An 18,422-nucleotide genomic window follows, 5' to 3' on the forward strand; every position below is an offset into this window, starting at 1 on the left:
TTGCGACTAGGGGTTTTGCATGCGACTCATTCAAAAAGCACTCACTTTTGACGATGTGCTCCTCGTACCGGCCTATTCTGCGGTGCTCCCTCGAGATGCCAGCTTGGCAAGTAAGTTAACTCGGGATATTTCACTTAATATACCATTGGTGTCCGCTGCGATGGATACCGTCACAGAAGGTCGTTTGGCGATTGCCATGGCCAGTGAAGGTGGTATCGGCATTATTCATAAAAACCTCAAGCCTGCAGAGCAGGCGCGTGAAGTAGCGAAAGTAAAGCGCTATGAATCTGGTGTTCTACGAGATCCCATCACGATTGGTCCTGAGGTCACTCTGCGTCAAGTGATTCAGCTTTCACGCGAACATGGTTTTTCTGGATTTCCAGTCTTGACCGGTAAAGAAGTGGTTGGAATCATTACCAACCGCGATTTACGGTTTGAAGAAGATTTAGATGCTCCTGTCAAAACCAAGATGACTCCGCGTGAGCGTTTGGTAACGGTCAAAGAAGGCTGCACACTCGAAGAAGCTAAGCGCTTGATGAGTCAGCATCGCCTAGAGCGTGTTTTAGTGGTCAATGATCAATTTGAATTACGCGGCTTGATCACAGTGAAAGATATTTTGAAAGCCACCGAGCATCCTAATGCGTGTAAGGATGGCGAGGGTAAGTTGCGGGTTGGTGCAGCCGTAGGGGTAGGTCCTGATAACGACGAACGTATTGAGCTCTTAGTGCGCGCTGGTGTCGATGTCATTGTGGTGGATACCGCTCATGGCCATAGCCAAGGTGTTTTGGATCGTGTCAAATGGGTTAAGAAAAATTACCCCCATGTGCAAGTGATCGGCGGCAATATTGCTACCGGTGAAGCTGCTAAAGCATTGGCCGATCATGGTGCTGATGGCGTGAAAGTTGGTATTGGTCCTGGCTCCATTTGTACGACACGGATTGTTGCTGGTGTAGGTGTTCCTCAAATTACAGCGATTGTGAATGTGGCTACTGCATTAAAAGGTACAGGCATTCCTTTGATTGCTGACGGCGGCGTCCGTTACTCTGGTGATGTGGCTAAAGCGTTAGCAGCTGGCGCCAGTTCTGTGATGATGGGCGGTATGTTTGCCGGTACTGAAGAAGCTCCTGGCGAGGTGTTTCTGTACCAAGGACGTTCCTACAAGAGTTATCGTGGCATGGGTTCTTTAGGGGCAATGGCCGATGGCTCTGCTGATAGATACTTCCAGAGTGATATTGTTGCCAATGCTGAGAAGCTGGTACCAGAAGGTATAGAAGGCCAAGTGCCATATAAAGGGAGTGTGCTTGCAATCTTGCATCAGCTCACTGGCGGCATTCGTTCTTCCATGGGTTACCTTGGGTGCAAGACGATTGCCGAGCTTCATGAAAAAGCCAATTTTGTGGAAATTACATCAGCTGGTGTGCGCGAGTCACACGTACATGATGTGAAGATCACCAAGGAAGCGCCGAATTACCACATTGATTAATAACTAAATAAAAGCTGAAATTAAGGCTGAATTAAAGACTGATTCTTTCGTGCACGACAAAATACTGATTCTCGACTTTGGTTCACAAGTAACTCAATTAATTGCTAGGCGTGTGCGTGATGCCCGCGTGTATTCAGAGATTCACCCCTACGATTGCGATCCAGAATTCATTCGCAAATTTATTCAAGAGCAGGGTGGCAAAGGCATCATTCTCTCTGGCGGTCCTAGCTCAGTGACCGAAGATGGTAGTCCGCGTGCTCCACAAATCGTATTTGAATTAGGCGTTCCCGTTTTAGGGATTTGCTATGGCATGCAGACTATGGCAACTCAATTGGGAGGTGCAGTGGCTTCAGCTGAGTCATTGGGTAAAGCGCGTGAGTTTGGTTACTCAGAAGTCCGCGCTCATGGCCACACTAACTTACTCAAGGGCATTCAGGATTTTTCTACTAGTGAAGGTCATGGCATTCTCAAGGTGTGGATGAGTCATGGTGATTCAGTAACCAACATGCCGCCATCTTTTCAATTGATGGCTTCCACTGAATCTTGTCCGATTGCGGGTATGGCTGATGAAGAGCGCCGCTTCTATGCATTTCAGTTTCACCCAGAAGTGACCCATACCATTCAAGGCACCGCAATCCTTGAGCGCTTCGTGCATGAGATCTGCCAGTGCAAGTCTGATTGGGTCATGGGCGACTATATTGCCGAGGCAGTTGAGAATATTCGCAGGCAAGTGGGTAATGAAGAAGTTATCCTTGGTTTGTCTGGTGGCGTTGACTCGAGTGTTGCCGCCGCCTTAATCCATCGTGCGATCGGCGATCAACTTACTTGCGTGTTTGTTGATCACGGCCTGCTTCGTTTGAACGAAGGTGACATGGTCATGGAAATGTTTGCGCGTAACCTGGGTGTTAAAGTCATTCGTGTCGATGCAAAAAATACTTTTATGGCTAAGTTAGCAGGCGTTTCTGATCCAGAAGCGAAGCGAAAAATCATCGGTAAAGAATTCGTTGAAATCTTCCAAACTGAGTCCGGCAAGATCAAGAATGCTCAGTGGTTAGCTCAGGGCACTATTTATCCAGACGTGATTGAGTCTGCCGGTAAAGGTAAGAAGGGCGCGCATACGATTAAGAGTCACCATAACGTTGGCGGCCTGCCTGAAGATATGCATCTCAAATTACTAGAGCCATTGCGTGAGTTATTTAAAGATGAGGTACGAGAGCTGGGCGTTGCTTTAGGTCTGCCACGTGAGATGGTCTATCGTCACCCTTTCCCAGGACCAGGTTTGGGTGTGCGCATTTTGAGTGAAGTCAAAGCAGAGTTTGCAGACTTGCTGCAACGCGCTGATGCGATCTTCATAGAAGAATTGCGCAGCACGATTGATGAAGCTAGCCAGAAGTCCTGGTATGACCTGACCAGTCAGGCTTTCGCCGTCTTCTTGCCGGTGAAATCGGTTGGTGTCATGGGTGATGGCAGAACTTATGAATATGTTGTGGCACTCAGAGCAGTGCAAACGCAAGACTTTATGACGGCCCATTGGGCTCACTTGCCACATGAGTTACTAGGCAAAGTTTCCAATCGCATCATCAATGAAGTACGTGGCATCAATCGCGTTGTCTACGATATCAGCGGCAAACCACCGGCAACGATTGAGTGGGAATAGAAACTCACGATTGAGTCACTATCCAATCCGCTAAATACAGTATTTAACTTCCTTGAAATTTTTCCAACGACCCCCTTTTGTTCAGGGTTTAAAAGTGATGCTCGAGTCATCTCCGGGGATTATTGCTTGGTCCTTAGTCACGAGTATTAGCTTGCTGGGCGCGGGACTGAGCCCGGTAAATACATTTTGGTTCAACATCCTCGTTTATGCAGGATCTTCGCAATTGGCGGTGATGCCATTGATCGCTGGAGATTATCCCTTTTGGACTGTTTGGCTGACTGCATTGATTGTGATGTCGCGTTTTGTTATTTTTAGCGCAGTCCTTCAACCTCACTTTAAACATTATTCTTTCTGGCAAAGACTGGGTATCGGGAGCTTAAACACCGATATGAGTTTCGCAAAATTTGTAGAAAAGTTTCCTTCGCTAGATAACCCTCAAGGGAGCCAAGTTGAGCTGCTCTATTTCATGGGAATGGTCCTAGCGCATTGGTTTTTTTGGCAGATAGGTGCATTAATTGCCATTTTTTTTGGTTCTTATATTCCGATCTCTTGGGGCCTTGGGTTTGCTGGACCGCTAGCATTGCTAGCCTTGATCATTCCTGCCATTAAACATAAAACTGCTGTTATCTCAGCATTAGCAGCTGCTGGCACTTGTATCTTAACTATCAATCTGCCGTATCGTTTAACGATTGTTTGCTCAGTGATTGCTGGTGTAATGGCTGCGGTATTGGTAGACAAACAATCTCAAAAGAGGAATGCATGAATACAGTGGACTTATGGATTGCTTTTTTTGGCTTGATGCTAGTGAGCATACTGAGTAGGGGCTCTATTCTTTTGGTGGGCTCAAAATTTCCCATTCCCAGAAGTATTCATGAGTTTTTGCGCTATGCACCTACTGCGGCTCTCATTGCCATTGTTTTGCCAGACGTACTATTTGCAAAAGATCCAGCAACCCAACTATTTGAACTAAACCTGTATTCACCCCAACTATTTGGTGCCATCGGCGGCGTGATTGGATTTTTAGTAACCAACAGTATCTTGGCAACCATATTATTGGGAATGACTTTTTTTACTCTTGCTAGATTTTTTATCTAAGCATTAACTAAATCTGCCTCAAGATACATTCTCACTAGGGCTTGTATAGAGTCCGCATGCATTTTCTCCATCACTCTTGCCTTGTGCACTTTGATCGTGGCATCAACCGTGCCTAGCTCAACAGCAATTTCTTTGTTTAATAAGCCTCTAACCAATAAAGAGCAAACCTCTTTTTCCCTTGGCGTTAGAGTGAGAAAACATTGTTTGATATCTAACTCTTTGGATAATTGAACCAGTTGTTGCTTATCTAGCTCAAGCGCCTTGCTCAAGGCAATTAATAGATCTTCGAGTTTGAATGGTTTAAATAAAAAATCTATGGCACCATTTTTAAGACTAGAAACAATTTGATGGGGATGACTTTGTCCGCTAATAAAAATAATAGGTGTTCTGCGACCCAGGGCTAACAATTGCTGCTGCAGTTCAACTCCAGACATATCAGGCATTTGCATATCCAAAAGAATCACTGCTGGAGAGATTGGGAGAGATTCTTTTAAAAAATTGATGCCAGATTGGTAATGATCTACGGTATAGCCTACCTCGCTCAACATTCTGGAGAGTGAAATGCGCATTAAGTCATCGTCATCGATTATGAAAATGTGGCCAGATTTAGTCATAAAGAGAGGGTTTATATTTAGCTAATTAGGTCAATTTAAATCAAAGTATAGGCTGAGGATATTAGCCCTATAGCTAATCAGATCTCATCTTCTATGCCTTTGTTACAACAGCCCTTCATTGCAAGGATCCTCAAGCGGGGCCCCTTTTTAAGCGACATTTCAGTCTGCTATCTGTAATATTCAGTGATGGAAGTCGCTAATCAAATCTTTTTTATTGTTTTTTCGCTCATTGGCCTGGGATTATTTTTAAGCGCCTTGTATCAATATCGTGCCAATGAAAAAGGTGATTTCAGCATCTATTGGCCAATGAGTGTCGGCCTTTTTTCACTCTCTTCCTTTTGTTTTGGAATTGCCTTGTGGTTTCATCAGTTTTTTCTCACAATTGCAAATAGCTCATTTATTGTTTCAGTTCTCCTCCTGATATTTTTATATCGTTCATGGAATAAACGGCCTTTTACTAAGTTTCAAGCTTTGCTTGTATCAATTATTTCGATCTTTATTTTCTTTTTCTATGATTACTTGCGGGTAATTCCAGATACCTTTAAGCATCGCGTTGCCTTAATTACTATTACTCAAGAGCTATTTTTAATCTGGCAAATATGGGAGTTGAGGAAGTATTACAAAAAAGACCGAACAGTGGTTGTAAAGTGGCTTATTTTTTTATCAGTATTAACCTTATTCGGAGAAATTGTCAGAACTCTTTGGGTGTTAATTGGTAGTACTCAAACCAATTTCTTTTTGTATGCCCAAGATGCAGTGGCTTTAACGCTTTTATGGATTGGCTATGGCAGTACGATATTGGTATATGTGGCTCTAGGCAGTTTTTATTTAGAAAAACAAATCACAAAAGAAAATCAAATTGCTAATACGCTTGAGAAAACAAGAGAAGAAAACGAGAAAATCACCGAGCTCTTAAAAGATAAAGAGCGTTTGATTTATGGGCTGATGAAAGCCAATAAAACGGCCGCTACTGGTGCTTTATCGGCATCAATTGCTCATGAACTCAATCAACCTCTTGGAGCATCTAATCTGAATATCCAGTTTCTCAAAATGAAATTGGAAAAAGGAGTCCTCAATCCGGAGTTGGGTAAAGAAATTTTAGATTCCTTGGAAGAGGATAACAAGCGAGCCGCTACGATTGTCAAATCTTTAAGGTCAATATTTACTGAGGGTGATTTGAATGCTCAGGATGTTCAATTAGGTGATTCCATTTCTAAGGTACTAGATATTGTGAGGCCAGAGCTAAAGTCAAAGAATATCCAAATTCAGTTAAAGGTAGATGATGACTTACCAGTGAAGGTTAACCCAGCTGAAATTGAGCAAGTGATATTGAATCTTGTGAACAATGCCACGCAGGCTTTGGCTAATTCAGGAACACTCCAGCGTCGTATTGCTATAGAGGCCATGAGATCTGGCCATTCCGTCAAATTAAGCATTTCTGATAATGGCGGGGGCGTACCTACTGAATTTAAACCTCAACTATTTGAGCTGTTAAGTACCACCAAGCAGACTGGAATGGGTCTAGGCCTATGGCTTTGCAAGCACATTGTCACTAGATATCGAGGTTCTATTCATTATGAGGATGCCTTTGGTAGCGGCGCACGATTCATTGTGGAGCTACCTCTCTCTCATTAGCCTCAGGGCTAATTGACTAGGGCTACAGCGAGGGCGAACATAAGAGCCTACATTTGTATGGGTTTTTATGAACTTAGCAGAAATTCAATCCTTTAAGCAGATTGGCAGGCATCTTCGTAGTGCACGGGAGATGCGGGGCTTGACATTGTCTGCAGCGGCCAGCACTTGCGGATTAAAAATTTTTGAGATCGTTCGCATAGAAAATGGAGAACTGTTGGGGTACCAGCAAGTGCCAGAGAATACCTTATCCAACGCCCAAATTTATGCTAAAGCCTTAGATATTGAATTGAGTGATTACAAGGAGCAACCTTGTGTTGAGCAAGCAAAAGTAAACGCCAATGTTTATGAAGGCGATATTCCTTTCTTTTTAAGAAAAAAATAATAATTCGGCATACCCGATCCTTACGGGTTTAACCACTTTGAGTGAAAACTTAAGGTGGTTTTTATTTGAGCCACATTATTAATAACGAAAATTGATATGGCTTATGTAAAAATGCTAGCCGCGTGCTAGCCCAGAGCTAAAAAGAAAAAAGGCTTCAAAAGCATTTCGCCTTTAAAGCCTTACACATCTTGGTGGGTCGGGCGATATTGACTGCGCCAAAACTTCGTTTTCAAACTCGCGCCTAACGGATTTAAAGACGTGAAATTTCTGTAAAACAGTAATTTAGACATTGGTCTAAAACTACCTGGAAAGTGGCGTGAGATAAGCAGTAGATTCTGTGATGTCGATTGGGGTGAGGTGGATTTTGGGTCGTATCAACACTGTTTTGTTGGGTAAACCGACAAAACTATCCTGAGCCCGATGTTGACTTGTAAAGATTGAAATTTTCGATTTATGGCTCATAATCTAGAGCAATCATTTAGATACTGGAGCCTACATGTTACGACTATTATTGTGTGTCTCAACCTCATTGTTATTGAGTTTTAACGTTTACGCTCAATCAGCAAGTAGTTACCCTAACAAACAAGTTACCTTCATTTTGACCCAGGCTCCAGGCGGAGCTAACGATATCACTGGGAGGGCAATTGCGCAGAAATTGACCGATATGCTTAAGGTTCCCTTCATTGTTGACAACCGACCTGGCGCCGGCGGAAATATTGCAGCCCAATATGTTGCTAAGGCACCTAAAGACGGCTACACACTTTTGCTTGCTTTAGGAAATACCATCGTTATTAATCCATATCTTTATAAAAATACTGGATTTGATGCACAAAAAGATTTTGAGCCGGTAGCGCCCATAGTAAGGGCCCCATATGTTCTGGTTACCAATCCATTGTTCCCACCCAAAACAGTTAAAGAGTTAATTACCTATGTTCAGGTCAGGCCTGGTGAGCTTTTTTATGGGTCAGCTGGAAATGGCACGCCTAACCATTTATTGTTTGACTTGTTTAAGTACCTCACCAAGACAAATATTGTTCATGTCCCTTACAAGGGGGCGGCTGCCTCAGCAATGGATACAGTATCGGGCCAAGTACCAATGAATTTTTCAAGTCTGCCGCTGGCATTACCCCTGATTAAGGATGGCAGATTACGCGCTCTTGGAATTACTTCTGTAACAAGATCTCCACTAGCTCCAGAAATTCCTCCTATTGCTGATACTGTGCCGGGGTTCAATCCTGATATGTGGGTTGGAATTTTGGCTCCGGCTGGAACGCCTAAAGATGTTATTACTAAGTTACATAGCGACATTCAAAAGGCGCTCAATAGTAAAGATTTTCGTGACAATATGACTGAGAAAGGTCTGGACATTGCACCGACCGCATCACCTGCAGAATTTACCAAAATGATAGCCGCAGAATCTGTGCGCTGGAAAAAAATTATCGCCGAATCTGGCGCTTCTATTGATGAATAATGCTTCTCTTTAATTAAAAATTTGATTATGAAAATTACACGTCTTGAAGTCTTCACTCTTAAAGCCCCTCAATCAGGTAGACCGCATTGGGTAAGTCACTTTATCGTTCCAACTGCCAATGAAATCCTAGTGCGTATTTATACGGATGAGGGTATTGATGGCTTTGGGTTGGCTACAAGCTATACCCCCATTGATTTTGCCGTCAAAGCATTTAAGTCTGGTATTGGAGATTTAATTATTGGCGAAGATCCTTTAGCGCCCGAGCGTGTTTACAAAAAATTATTTGCTTTAACTACAAGCAGAATGGCAAGTGAAAAGGGCTGGTCTAGGGAGGCGGTCATCAGAATCTCCTCAGCAATTGATATTGCACTTTGGGATATTGTTGGCAAGACTGCGGGTTTGCCTTTGTATAGAATTTTTGGCGGCTTTCGTAGTGAAGTACCCGCCTATGTCACCTGTGGTTATTATCGCGATGGAAAAGATGATGCTGAGCTACGCGATGAGGTACAAAAACTAGTTGAGCAGGGCCATACTGGGTTTAAGGCAAAGGTTGGTGGCTTGCCGCTAGAAAGAGACATTGAGCGTATGGCGCTCATTAGAGAGGTCATTGGAGATAAAAAAGACCTCATGATTGACGTAAATCGCGCCTGGGATTTAGAGACTGCAATTAAAGGCGCCCAATTACTAGAGCCTCTAAACCCTCGATGGCTAGAAGAGCCAGTGAGATGGGAAGATGATCGTAGGGCTCTGAAACTCCTATCCAATAAAACACGTATTCCCCTGTCTGGTGGGGAGAGTGAAGTCACTAGCTATGGTTGCCGTGCGATGATTGAAGAGCAAGCAATTCAGATACTACAATTTGATTGCACTATGTTTGGAGGCTTTACTGAAGGACGCAAAATGGCTGGTCTGTGCGAGTTAAATCATGTTCAAGTTGCACCACATCATGATTGCTTCATACATGCACATATTGTTGCGGGCAGTCCAGCAGGCTGCATCGTTGAGGCCTTTACTGATCCGGAGCGTGATCCATTACAGGCAGAGTTATTTGAAGAGCCGCCAGTGATTAAAAATGGCGTGATGCAATTAAAAGAGCAGCCTGGATTGGGTTTGACCCTATCTGAGGCTGCAATGAAAAAATTTAGTGAGCGAATTATCTGATTGATAGGCCACATGAACAACGAAGTCATTAACCAGCTTGCCCCCAATGGAGCCTTAAAAGCGGGTATTTATTTGGGTAATTTTTTACTTGTAACCAGTAAAGATGAACAGGGAAATCCAGAAGGCGTTTCACCTGACTTAGCGTATGCAATTGCTAAATCATTGAATGTGAAAATTCAATTGATACCTTTTGATACTCAAGGTGAGTTAGTCGAAGCAGTAGCAAAAGGAATTTGTGGGATTGGTTTAGTAGGATCTGATCCTGATCGCGCACAAAAGATTACTTTCGCACCAGCTTATGTTGAGATTGAGGCCACTTATTTGGTTCCACCCAACTCGCCACTTAATGCAATTGAGGACGTTGATATACCTGGGGTCCGCATCGCCTCATTTAAGAAGAGCGCCTATGACCTGTGGCTCGTTCGTAATATTAAAAATGCATCCTTAGTTCATGCCGATACCCTAGAGGCAAGTGTAGATTTATTTTTTAATGAAAAGCTTGATGCGCTGGCAGGGCTTAAGACGGGTTTAATTAAGGATTCCAAAAGATTGCCTGGATCTACAGTATTGGATGGGCAATTCATGGTCGTGCAACAAGGTGTAGCAACGGCCAAAGAAAATCTTCAGTCGATTGAGTTCTTATCTAGATTTGTGCAAGATGCTAAACAATCCGGCTTAATTGCCTCTTTCATTAAAAAGCATAAGGTCAACGGCTTATCAGTCGCTGCCTAAGTGGAAAATGAAAAAGCCCCGCAGAGCGAGGCATAGTAATGCTTGGTGGGTCGGGCGAGATTCGAACTCGCGACCAACGGATTAAAAGTCCGCTGCTCTACCGACTGAGCTACCGACCCAGTTAAGCCATAAATTATAGCAAGAAGTTTGTAGGCGATCCCTTGGTCTGCGGTGTCTGCCCGTAAGCCCTTGTAGTTACAAGTAGCTTATGAGTTCGCTCTTCTGGCGACTGGTGGATTTTTGGAAAAATAATCCTTAATCCCCTTCAGAATAGCCTCAGCAATGCGGTCCTGGTAGCCATCATCATTCAGTCTGACTTCTTCTTGAGGATTGCTAATAAAGGCAGTTTCTACCAAGATAGAAGGGATGTCTGGTGCCTTTAAAACAGCAAAGCTGGCTTGCTCTACCTTTCCTTTATGTAAGGGCGCAAAACCACTAATTTGCTTCAGAATAGAGTTTCCAACCTGCAGTGAGTCTTTAATCTGAGCAGTGGTTGACATATCTAGGAGTAGATTAGCTACCTGTCGATCTTGGGTCTTGATATTGATGCCACCAATCAAGTCTGAAGCATTTTCTTTATTGGCCATCCAGCGTGCCATTGAACTACTAGCACCCATTTGCGAAAGTGCAAATACGGAAGCACCTTTGGCGTGTGGCTGAATAAATGCATCCGCATGAATAGAAACAAAAAGATCCGCCTCAACTCGTCTGGCTTTTTGTACTCTCACATGCAGAGGTACAAAATAATCACCATCTCTAGTTAAAAAAGGGCGCATATAGGCTTCACCCTCTATCTTGTCTTTGAGTCGTTTTGCAATCGAGAGTACTACGTGCTTTTCTCTAGAACCTAATGAGCCGATTGCACCCGGATCTTCGCCACCATGACCAGGATCAATGGCAATGGTGATCAGGCGTTTGTACTTAGCAGCTGCCGGAGCTTCTTTAGCCTCAGGTATGGCTTGTGCCACTGGTGACTTTGGCGCCTCCTTTTTAGTAGCAAACTGCGCAATGAAATCTACTTCTTCATTTGATTTAGCTAGAGCACTTTCTTTACGAGCGCTGCTTTTTACTAACTCCATCAAGGGATCAGGTGGAGTGGTAGGGTACAAATCAAAGACCATGCGGTAGTTGTATTCACCAACGGGGTCTAATGTGAAGAGTTGAGGCTTGATCGGTTCTTTTAAGTCGAATACTAAGCGCACTACTCCTGGCTGAAACTGACCTACTCTTACTTGCGCAATATAAGGATCATTAGGCTTGACCTTGGCTACTAAATCTCTCAAAGTGGGATTGAGCTCCAAGCCTTGCACATCAACTACCAGGCGATCAGGATTGCTGAGGATTTGCTGGCTAACAGGTAATGGTGTATCAGATTCTAGAGTAATGCGGGTGTAGTCCTCTGATGGCCAGACACGCACACCCAATATCTTGGCGCCCCAAGCAATCTCCACTTCTGTAAAAAGCAGTGCAAAGCTCAAGAACTTCGCTGAAGTTTTGAGATGCTGCCTTCGCGCAAGATTCGTTTGTTGAATAGTTTTTTTAATACCCATTTACTTGCTTAAATTCTGTATTACATGATTCAGAACATGGTGGCCATCATTCAGGAGTGCTGTCATCGTCACTGATCTCTCATTCTCATTTACGCCTGGGAGTAATTCAATTTGGAGATCGAATGGTGGTAAAGTGCCTTCAGCTTTTTCTGGCCACTCAATTAAACAAAAGCCAGGGATATCAAAATATTCTCCAAAACCAGCTTCTTGCCACTCCAGAGGATCACGCATTCGGTAGAGGTCAAAATGATGCGCGGTAAATTCACCGCTATTGGTTTTGAGTGTGTAAGGCTCGCACAAGGTATAGGTTGGACTTTTGACCTTGCCCGCATAAGCCATTGCTTGAATCAAATATCGTGCGAAGGTGGTCTTGCCTGCCCCTAAATTGCCAACTAGGGAGATATTGAGGTGTCCCTGTGGATTTTGTTCCATAAAACCAGTAATGCTGACGGCAAGTTGTCTGGCTAGGCTAGCGGTATCTGCTTCCTGCCTACAATGTTGCTTGATTATTGCTAATGGTGTTTCTGGGGTTTGAGCCATTGTTCTAGTTTATTCAATTATTGCGCTACATTCTCTATTCATATGCCTTTATCTGCCCATTCCTCTGCTCTAGACGAGTCTAAGTTACGTGCTTGGCTTGGAGAAAAGGCTATAGAGTTGGGATTCGATGGTTTGCGCATTACGGATACCCACCTGGGCTTGGCAAGCAAGCGTTTGCAGGAGTGGTTGGCAGATGGGCGTCATGGCCAGATGGAATACATGCAACGCCATGCGGATCTGCGTGCTGATCCACAGCGATTAGTGCCAGGTACTGTACGCGTCATTTGCGTCATCATGAACTATCTGCCACCCGATATCAATCTTGATACAGAGTGGCAACGCTTAGAGGATCCCTCTCAAGCAGTGGTCTCAATGTATGCCAGAGGTCGCGACTATCACAAGGTTTTGCGTCATCGCTTGCAAGAATTTGCCAACGCCATCGAAGAAAAAATTGGCACTTTTGGATATCGTGTATTTACGGATTCAGCCCCTTTAATGGAAGTTGAGCTTGCTCGTAAAGCAGGTTTAGGTTGGCGTGGAAAACATACGCTCTTACTCAATCGTGAATCTGGCTCTACCTTTTTCTTGGGTGAGATCTTGGTCGATGTACCATTCCCAATCGATGAAGCGCAAGACGAACATTGTGGTACTTGTCAGTCGTGTATCGATGTTTGTCCAACACAAGCCATTACTGCGCCATATCAATTAGATGCACGTCGCTGTATCTCCTACCTCACCATTGAGAACCCTCAGGCCATTCCAATGGAGTTTCGCAGAGCAATGGGTAATCGCGTTTATGGTTGCGATGATTGTCAGTTGATTTGTCCATGGAATAAGTTTGCTAAGCGCACACAATTGCCAGACTTTGCACAGCGTCATGGTTTGGGACAGGCTAGTCTTTTGCATTTGTGGTCATGGACTGAAGCAGAGTTTGAAGCGCGCCATGAAGGCAGTGCGATTCGACGCATTGGTTATAGCCGCTGGCGCCGTAATCTCGCGGTCGCAATGGGTAATGCCCTAGCCAATCCAGTAGTAGCTAATGCAGACAAGAAAGCTATTCGAAAAGCCTTGAGTGAAGGTCTCTCATCAGCAGATGCACTCGTTGCGGAACATATTGAGTGGGCTCTCAATCCCATTCCTTAGGCAAGCTTAGACAATAATGGAGCCTAGCTCTTACAATTAGCCTATGTCATCAGCCGACCAACCTTATATTGATCCTAGCGAAATTGCATTAGAGGGTTCGGCAGCGGAGCGCTTTAAAAGCCCTCGCGATGCATTCTGGGTGGGGATGCGTGATGCAGCTGGAGCGCCTGCCATGGTGCTCTTTGCTGGCATGGTGGGTTTTGGAGCCATGGGCAAAACCAATGGCTTTGATGTTTGGATCACGACCTCTACTACATTTTTTATGTTTGCCTTGCCAGGGCAGGTGGTCTTATTAGAAATGGCAATCACTGGTTCATCCGTCATTGCAATTGCTTTGGCAGTAACCTTAACTTCGACCCGCTTCATCACGATGACGGTGACACTCTTTCCGCAGTTTCATCAGAAGGATCGCAATCGAAGCTTATATGCTTCCGTCCATTTATTGGCCATGACGGCATGGGCAATTTCGATGCGTGAGTTTCATGCGATAGAGACCAAGCACCGCTTAGCCTATTTTGTGGGCCTTGGTTTACTCTGTTGGTTAATTTCGATTCCTGGAACGATCTTGGGTTTCTATTTAGCTGGCATGGTGCCGCCTGCTGTAACGCTGGGTCTAGTCTTTATTAATCCACTCTTCTTCTTATTAACGTTTACCGAAGTCAAACCTTGGATTAATCGTATTGCTCTTTTCATGGGTTGTATTTTTGGCCCGATCTTCTTTTTAATTGATCGCGATACCAGCTTACTAACGGCAGGTCTTGTAGGTGGGACTTTGGCTTATTTTATTGATCGCAAGTTCTTGCGAAAGAAAGCTGGAGTAGTCGGTTAATGAGTTCAATGGATACGATGACGAACGCGCTCTCGGGATGGGGTTTGTGGATTGCTCTAGTAGGCGCCTGTATTGGCACTTATTTCTGCAGAGCGATTGGTGTCATGCTTTCTCAAAGTATTAATCAAGAAAGCGAAATCTTTCGTTGGTTAGCGGCGGTGACCTACACCATGGTTGCTGCCTTGACGATTCGCCTGATCGTCATGCCTTTGGGTTTAATGGCTACCGTGCCTTTGTGGATTCGGATTTTGATTTGCGCCTTAGCGATTGGCGTGATGGTTTCTAAACCTTCTAAGCGTTTGGTTCCAGCCTTATTGACTGGAACCTTGCTGATGGTGGGGTATGGCGTGATTCGCTAAGCTTTTCATTCAACTGAAAGATGTGCCGCTAATATTCTGGCGATATGTACCGCTTCACGTTGCGTGCCGTCTGCAATTTGATGACGGCAACTAGTGCCATCCGCTACTACCCAACTATCGGGTAATTTACGAATGCTCGGTAATAGGCTCGCTTCAGCCATTTGCTTAGATACCTCGATATGCTCGGCTTCATAGCCAAAGCTACCGGCCATGCCGCAGCAAGACGATTCAATTAATTGAGGCTCTGCGTTAGGAATGAGTTTGAGTAGTTCCATGGCAGGTGTCACAGCTGCAAAAGACTTCTGATGGCAATGCCCATGAAAAAGGACTGGCTTACTGGCGGCTTTGAGTTGCAGGTTGAGTTTGCCTGCTTTCGCTTTGCTGGCTAAAAACTCTTCTAAGAGTTGCGCTTGCTGCGATACGGTCACTGCTCGCTCCCCAAAACCCATCACCAAAGCCTCATCTTTTAAGGTAAAGAGACAAGAAGGCTCAAGACCAATAATTGGAATATTCATTTGCGCGTAGGGTGCGAGATGATCGATGAGTTCACCGAGTGTTTCTTTGGCTTTATCCACCATGCCAGCTGCAAGGTAAGTTCTGCCGCAGCAAAATTCTTTGGAGCAAGTGTTTTGTTCTTTATTTTTAGCCTTGTTCTGACTCTTGTGCGGAATATGAATACGATAGCCAGCAGCAGTAAGAACGGTTATTGCCGCCTGCAGATTTTCATCTTCGAAGTAAGCATTAAAGGTATCGGCTAATAGCACTACCCCTGGTTGATTTGATAAGGCCTCAGGACTAAATTGATAGGGTGCGATTGCTTTTGGCTTACTCCAGAAAGTATTACCTTTCCAAATTGGCAAACTTCTTTGGGCGGAGATACCCATGATCCATTCTTGTAGCTTGGCAATCGGTGCAATGTGATTGCGCAGATTGAGGATCACTGGCAAGAGTGGAATACTGCTAATCGTGCCGGCATACTTGGGAAGATACGCCACTGCTAGATCACGTAAAGAATGACCAACCCGTTTCTTATAGGCTGATAGAAACTCAATTTTCATCTTGGCCATATCAACGCCAGTAGGACATTCACGCCGACAGGCTTTGCAACTCACACACAATTCCATCACCTCTTTAATGGCATCGCTGCCAAGTGGTGAAGTCTCGTCTTTGATATCGAGTTGATTGGAGAGTGCTAAGCGTAAGGTATTTGCTCTGCCGCGGGTCAGGTGTTTCTCATCCCGAGTCACACGATAACTGGGACACATCACCTCCGCATCAAACTTACGGCAGTGGCCATTGTTATTGCACATCTCAACTGCTTTAGCTAAACCCATTGCGGGATCACCACCCGTGCCGGGCGCGGTAGTTTCTTCAGTAACAGGATTATTTTGTACGTTCCAAGCTGACCAATCTAATGCAGGCTGTAATGGAATCACTTGATAACTTGGCGAAAATCGAAAGTTACTCGCATCATCCATCTTTGGTGGATTAATAATCTTGCCTGGATTAAATAGTCCCTGAGGATCAAAGGCATGCTTGATTTCTGTAAGGGCTTCAGTAATCTTGGGGCCAAATTGCCAAGAGATCCATTCACCACGACACAAGCCATCACCATGTTCGCCACTGTAAGCACCTTTGTATTTACGTACTAAGGCAGATGCTTCTTCGGCAACAGCACGCATCTTTTGGGCGCCATCTCTGCGCATATCAAGAATGGGTCGGACATGCAAAGTACCAACTGAAGCATGGGCATACCAAGTGCCGCGTGAACCGTATTTAGAAAAGACATCCGTTAAGGCTTGGGTGTAATCTGCCAGACTCTCTAGCGGAACTGCGCAGTCCTCAATAAAGCTCACTGGCTTGCCATCCCCTTTTAAGCTCATCATGATATTTAGCCCCGCTTTACGCACCTCCCATAAATTCTTTTGCAAGGAAGCGTCTGGCATAGATACCACTGAACCGGGTAAGCCTAAGTCACCCATGAGCTCTTGTAATGCCATGATTTTTTCAAGCAAGGGAGCATGCGCTTCCCCTGAAAACTCTACCAACAGAATCGCTTCTGGAGTTTGCGCAGTATGGTCAATCAGTGCAGTCTCAATCGTCTTCTTAAAACTGGGATTGCTGCGTGCTAGATCAATCATGGTGCGATCGACTAACTCCACTGCAGTAGGTCCAAGTTTCACAATGTGTTGAGCGCTATCCATGGCTTTGTAAAAGCTCGCAAAGTTCACAATGCCAAGTACCTTATGTTTCGGTAGTGGTGCTAGTTTGAGTTTGAGAGATTTAAAGTAAGCCAGCGTACCTTCGCTGCCTACTAAAAGATGTGAGAGATTTACGCTGCCGTCTTGCGTATAAGGCAACTCACTTTGAGGGTGAAAGATGTCGAGGTTGTAACCAGCGACTCGTCTGAGTACTTTCGGAAAGTGAGCTTCGATCTCTGGTTGAAGTGTGTTTGCTAAACCTTTTACAAAGTCACCTAACTGCCTAGCAACACCAGCGCTATTGGCGTAATTACCAAACTCGGCAATTTGACCATTCGCCAGCCAAGCATTGATGCCCAAGACGTTATGCACCATATTGCCGTAAGCAATAGAGCGGCTTCCACAAGAGTTATTACCTGCCATGCCGCCAATCGTGGCCTGCCCAGCAGTGGATACATCCACTGGATACCAAAGACCATGTTGCTTGAGTGAGCCATTGAGATGATCCAGCACAATACCTGGCTCAACTTCCACGTAGCCTTGATTGAGATTGAGATCAAGAACATTTCTGAAGTATTTGCTGTTATCAATCACCAGTGCAGCACCAGTAGTCTGGCCACACTGACTGGTGCCACCACCCCTTGGTAATACTGGTACACCAAGCTCAGCCGCAATCTGAATGGCTGTAGCAATATCTTCTGCGGTCTTGGGGACAAACACTGCCACTGGCATGGCTTGATAAATAGAGGCATCGGTAGCGTAGCGACCACGACTTGCGCTATCGGTCATCACTTCGCCAAACGTTTCTTGGCGTAGGCGCTTTGCTAAGGTCGCTTGATCAATCATGACTTCTTTGAGGTCTAAGGGCTTATTCATTTAGCCATCTCCAGGCTGCCTGTTTCTGCTTTGAGGAGTTGTACGACAACATCACGCTTGTTCTGGACGTGCTGAATCATGATCTTGCGCATTCTCTGGCTATCACGTGCTTTTAAGGCATCGAGCATCTCTTGATGTTCTTCCACTGCCTTTTCCCATTTGACGCCGTCTTGGTTGGAGCGAAAGCGTAGCGCCTCGATACGAGTATTTACTTGAGTAAAGAGACGAGAGAGTACAGGGTTGTTCGCTGCTTGATTAATTAAATGATGGATACGTAGATTGAGTTTGTAATAACTCGATAAATCACGGCGAGCATACGAAGCCATCATTTCATACTGGAGTGCCTCTAATTCAGAGAGGCTGGCATCAGTAATATGATTTGCAGCCAGCTCTCCAGAGAAGCCCTCTAAGTCGGCAATCACATCAAAGGTGTGAATGACATCTTCCAAACTCAATTGCACAGCAATCGCTCCGCGATTGGCGATCAACTCTACTAGACCATCGGCAGCCAAGCAACGAATCGCTTCCCGAATCGGTGTGCGAGAAACGTTCAGACTTTCAGCTAATTCACGCTCATTCAGTTTGCTGCCTGGTGCAATCTTTCCCTCTACTAAGAGTGATCTGAGTTTTTGGAAGATTGCCTCATGCAGATTCTGGGAATTTGGCTGCTCTGTAACCGTCATATTGAGAACCT

General features: G+C 44.8%; 17 protein-coding genes and 1 tRNA gene. 12 read left to right on the forward strand and 6 right to left on the reverse strand.

Annotated features, from left to right (window positions below; all coding sequences use genetic code 11):
- Positions 1–19 precede the first annotated feature (19 nt).
- Genes guaB through C2756_RS02935 form a run of 4 tightly spaced genes read left to right on the forward strand, consistent with a single transcriptional unit; the run spans position 20 to position 4,235 of the window.
- Positions 20–1,483 carry an IMP dehydrogenase gene (gene guaB / locus C2756_RS02920; protein ID WP_215319885.1) on the forward strand — a complete coding sequence of 488 codons (1,464 nt, stop codon included), beginning with the start codon at positions 20–22 and terminating at the stop codon, positions 1,481–1,483.
- A gap of 49 nt (positions 1,484–1,532) precedes the next feature.
- Complete coding sequence (gene guaA / locus C2756_RS02925; RefSeq protein ID WP_215319887.1) at positions 1,533–3,140, forward strand: glutamine-hydrolyzing GMP synthase; 1,608 nt, start codon at positions 1,533–1,535, stop codon at positions 3,138–3,140.
- A 52-nt stretch (positions 3,141–3,192) separates the two neighbouring features.
- Entirely contained in the window at positions 3,193–3,903 is a 711-nt protein-coding gene (locus C2756_RS02930) for an AzlC family ABC transporter permease (protein WP_215319889.1), read from the forward strand.
- Positions 3,900–4,235: an AzlD domain-containing protein gene (locus C2756_RS02935; RefSeq protein WP_215296552.1), complete on the forward strand. Its 336-nt coding sequence runs from the start codon at positions 3,900–3,902 to the stop codon at positions 4,233–4,235. Before C2756_RS02930 ends, C2756_RS02935 begins: the two co-directional genes overlap by 4 nt.
- On the opposite strand, the gene C2756_RS02940 is transcribed toward C2756_RS02935, so the two are convergent.
- The gene (locus C2756_RS02940) at positions 4,232–4,849 is read right to left on the reverse strand and encodes a response regulator transcription factor (protein WP_215319891.1); all 618 of its coding nucleotides are present in this window, start codon (positions 4,847–4,849) and stop codon (positions 4,232–4,234) included. The two genes, C2756_RS02935 and C2756_RS02940, sit on opposite strands and share 4 nt — an antisense overlap.
- Before the next feature lie 186 nt (positions 4,850–5,035).
- Here C2756_RS02940 and C2756_RS02945 point away from each other — a divergent pair, with 186 nt between their 5' ends.
- The 5 genes from C2756_RS02945 to C2756_RS02965 all read left to right on the forward strand — a co-directional run bounded on the left by C2756_RS02945 (position 5,036) and on the right by C2756_RS02965 (position 10,230).
- A complete protein-coding gene (locus C2756_RS02945; protein WP_215319893.1) occupies positions 5,036–6,484 on the forward strand; it encodes a sensor histidine kinase in 1,449 nt (482 codons plus the stop codon).
- 67 nt (positions 6,485–6,551) lie between these two features.
- Entirely contained in the window at positions 6,552–6,866 is a 315-nt protein-coding gene (locus C2756_RS02950; protein WP_215319895.1) for a RodZ family helix-turn-helix domain-containing protein, read from the forward strand.
- 496 nt (positions 6,867–7,362) lie between these two features.
- Entirely contained in the window at positions 7,363–8,337 is a 975-nt protein-coding gene (locus C2756_RS02955) for a tripartite tricarboxylate transporter substrate binding protein (protein ID WP_215319897.1), read from the forward strand.
- A 27-nt stretch (positions 8,338–8,364) separates the two neighbouring features.
- Positions 8,365–9,498 (forward strand): mandelate racemase/muconate lactonizing enzyme family protein, encoded by a 1,134-nt coding sequence (locus C2756_RS02960; RefSeq protein WP_215319900.1) that lies wholly within the window; start codon positions 8,365–8,367, stop codon positions 9,496–9,498.
- Between the two features lie 12 nt (positions 9,499–9,510).
- A complete protein-coding gene (locus C2756_RS02965; RefSeq protein WP_215319902.1) occupies positions 9,511–10,230 on the forward strand; it encodes a transporter substrate-binding domain-containing protein in 720 nt (239 codons plus the stop codon).
- 43 nt (positions 10,231–10,273) lie between these two features.
- On the opposite strand, the gene C2756_RS02970 is transcribed toward C2756_RS02965, so the two are convergent.
- The 3 genes from C2756_RS02970 to tsaE all read right to left on the reverse strand — a co-directional run bounded on the left by C2756_RS02970 (position 10,274) and on the right by tsaE (position 12,320).
- Positions 10,274–10,349 (reverse strand) — tRNA-Lys (locus C2756_RS02970).
- Positions 10,350–10,436: 87 nt separating this feature from the next.
- Positions 10,437–11,780: an N-acetylmuramoyl-L-alanine amidase gene (locus tag C2756_RS02975; protein WP_215319904.1), complete on the reverse strand. Its 1,344-nt coding sequence runs from the start codon at positions 11,778–11,780 to the stop codon at positions 10,437–10,439.
- Positions 11,781–12,320 (reverse strand): tRNA (adenosine(37)-N6)-threonylcarbamoyltransferase complex ATPase subunit type 1 TsaE, encoded by a 540-nt coding sequence (gene tsaE, locus C2756_RS02980; RefSeq protein WP_215319906.1) that lies wholly within the window; start codon positions 12,318–12,320, stop codon positions 11,781–11,783. It abuts the gene before it with no gap.
- A 42-nt stretch (positions 12,321–12,362) separates the two neighbouring features.
- On the opposite strand from tsaE, the gene queG reads away from it, so the two are divergent.
- The 3 genes from queG to C2756_RS02995 are packed head-to-tail and all read left to right on the forward strand — an operon-like array spanning position 12,363 to position 14,651.
- Complete coding sequence (gene queG, locus C2756_RS02985) at positions 12,363–13,463, forward strand: tRNA epoxyqueuosine(34) reductase QueG (protein ID WP_215319908.1); 1,101 nt, start codon at positions 12,363–12,365, stop codon at positions 13,461–13,463.
- A 43-nt stretch (positions 13,464–13,506) separates the two neighbouring features.
- Positions 13,507–14,292: an AzlC family ABC transporter permease gene (locus tag C2756_RS02990; RefSeq protein WP_215319910.1), complete on the forward strand. Its 786-nt coding sequence runs from the start codon at positions 13,507–13,509 to the stop codon at positions 14,290–14,292.
- On the forward strand, positions 14,292–14,651 hold the full coding sequence (locus C2756_RS02995) for an AzlD domain-containing protein (RefSeq protein ID WP_215319912.1): 360 nt from the start codon (positions 14,292–14,294) through the stop codon (positions 14,649–14,651). The genes C2756_RS02990 and C2756_RS02995 overlap by 1 nt, the downstream gene beginning before the upstream one ends.
- A 5-nt stretch (positions 14,652–14,656) precedes the next feature.
- Here C2756_RS02995 and C2756_RS03000 read toward each other — a convergent pair whose 3' ends face one another.
- Entirely contained in the window at positions 14,657–17,728 is a 3,072-nt protein-coding gene (locus C2756_RS03000; protein ID WP_215319914.1) for an FAD-binding and (Fe-S)-binding domain-containing protein, read from the reverse strand.
- On the reverse strand, positions 17,725–18,411 hold the full coding sequence (locus tag C2756_RS03005; protein WP_215319916.1) for a GntR family transcriptional regulator: 687 nt from the start codon (positions 18,409–18,411) through the stop codon (positions 17,725–17,727). Before C2756_RS03005 ends, C2756_RS03000 begins: the two co-directional genes overlap by 4 nt.
- Positions 18,412–18,422 lie beyond the last annotated feature (11 nt).

This window comes from Polynucleobacter sp. UB-Siik-W21, assembly GCF_018687415.1.
In the GTDB taxonomy this organism is placed as follows: Bacteria; Pseudomonadota; Gammaproteobacteria; order Burkholderiales; family Burkholderiaceae; genus Polynucleobacter.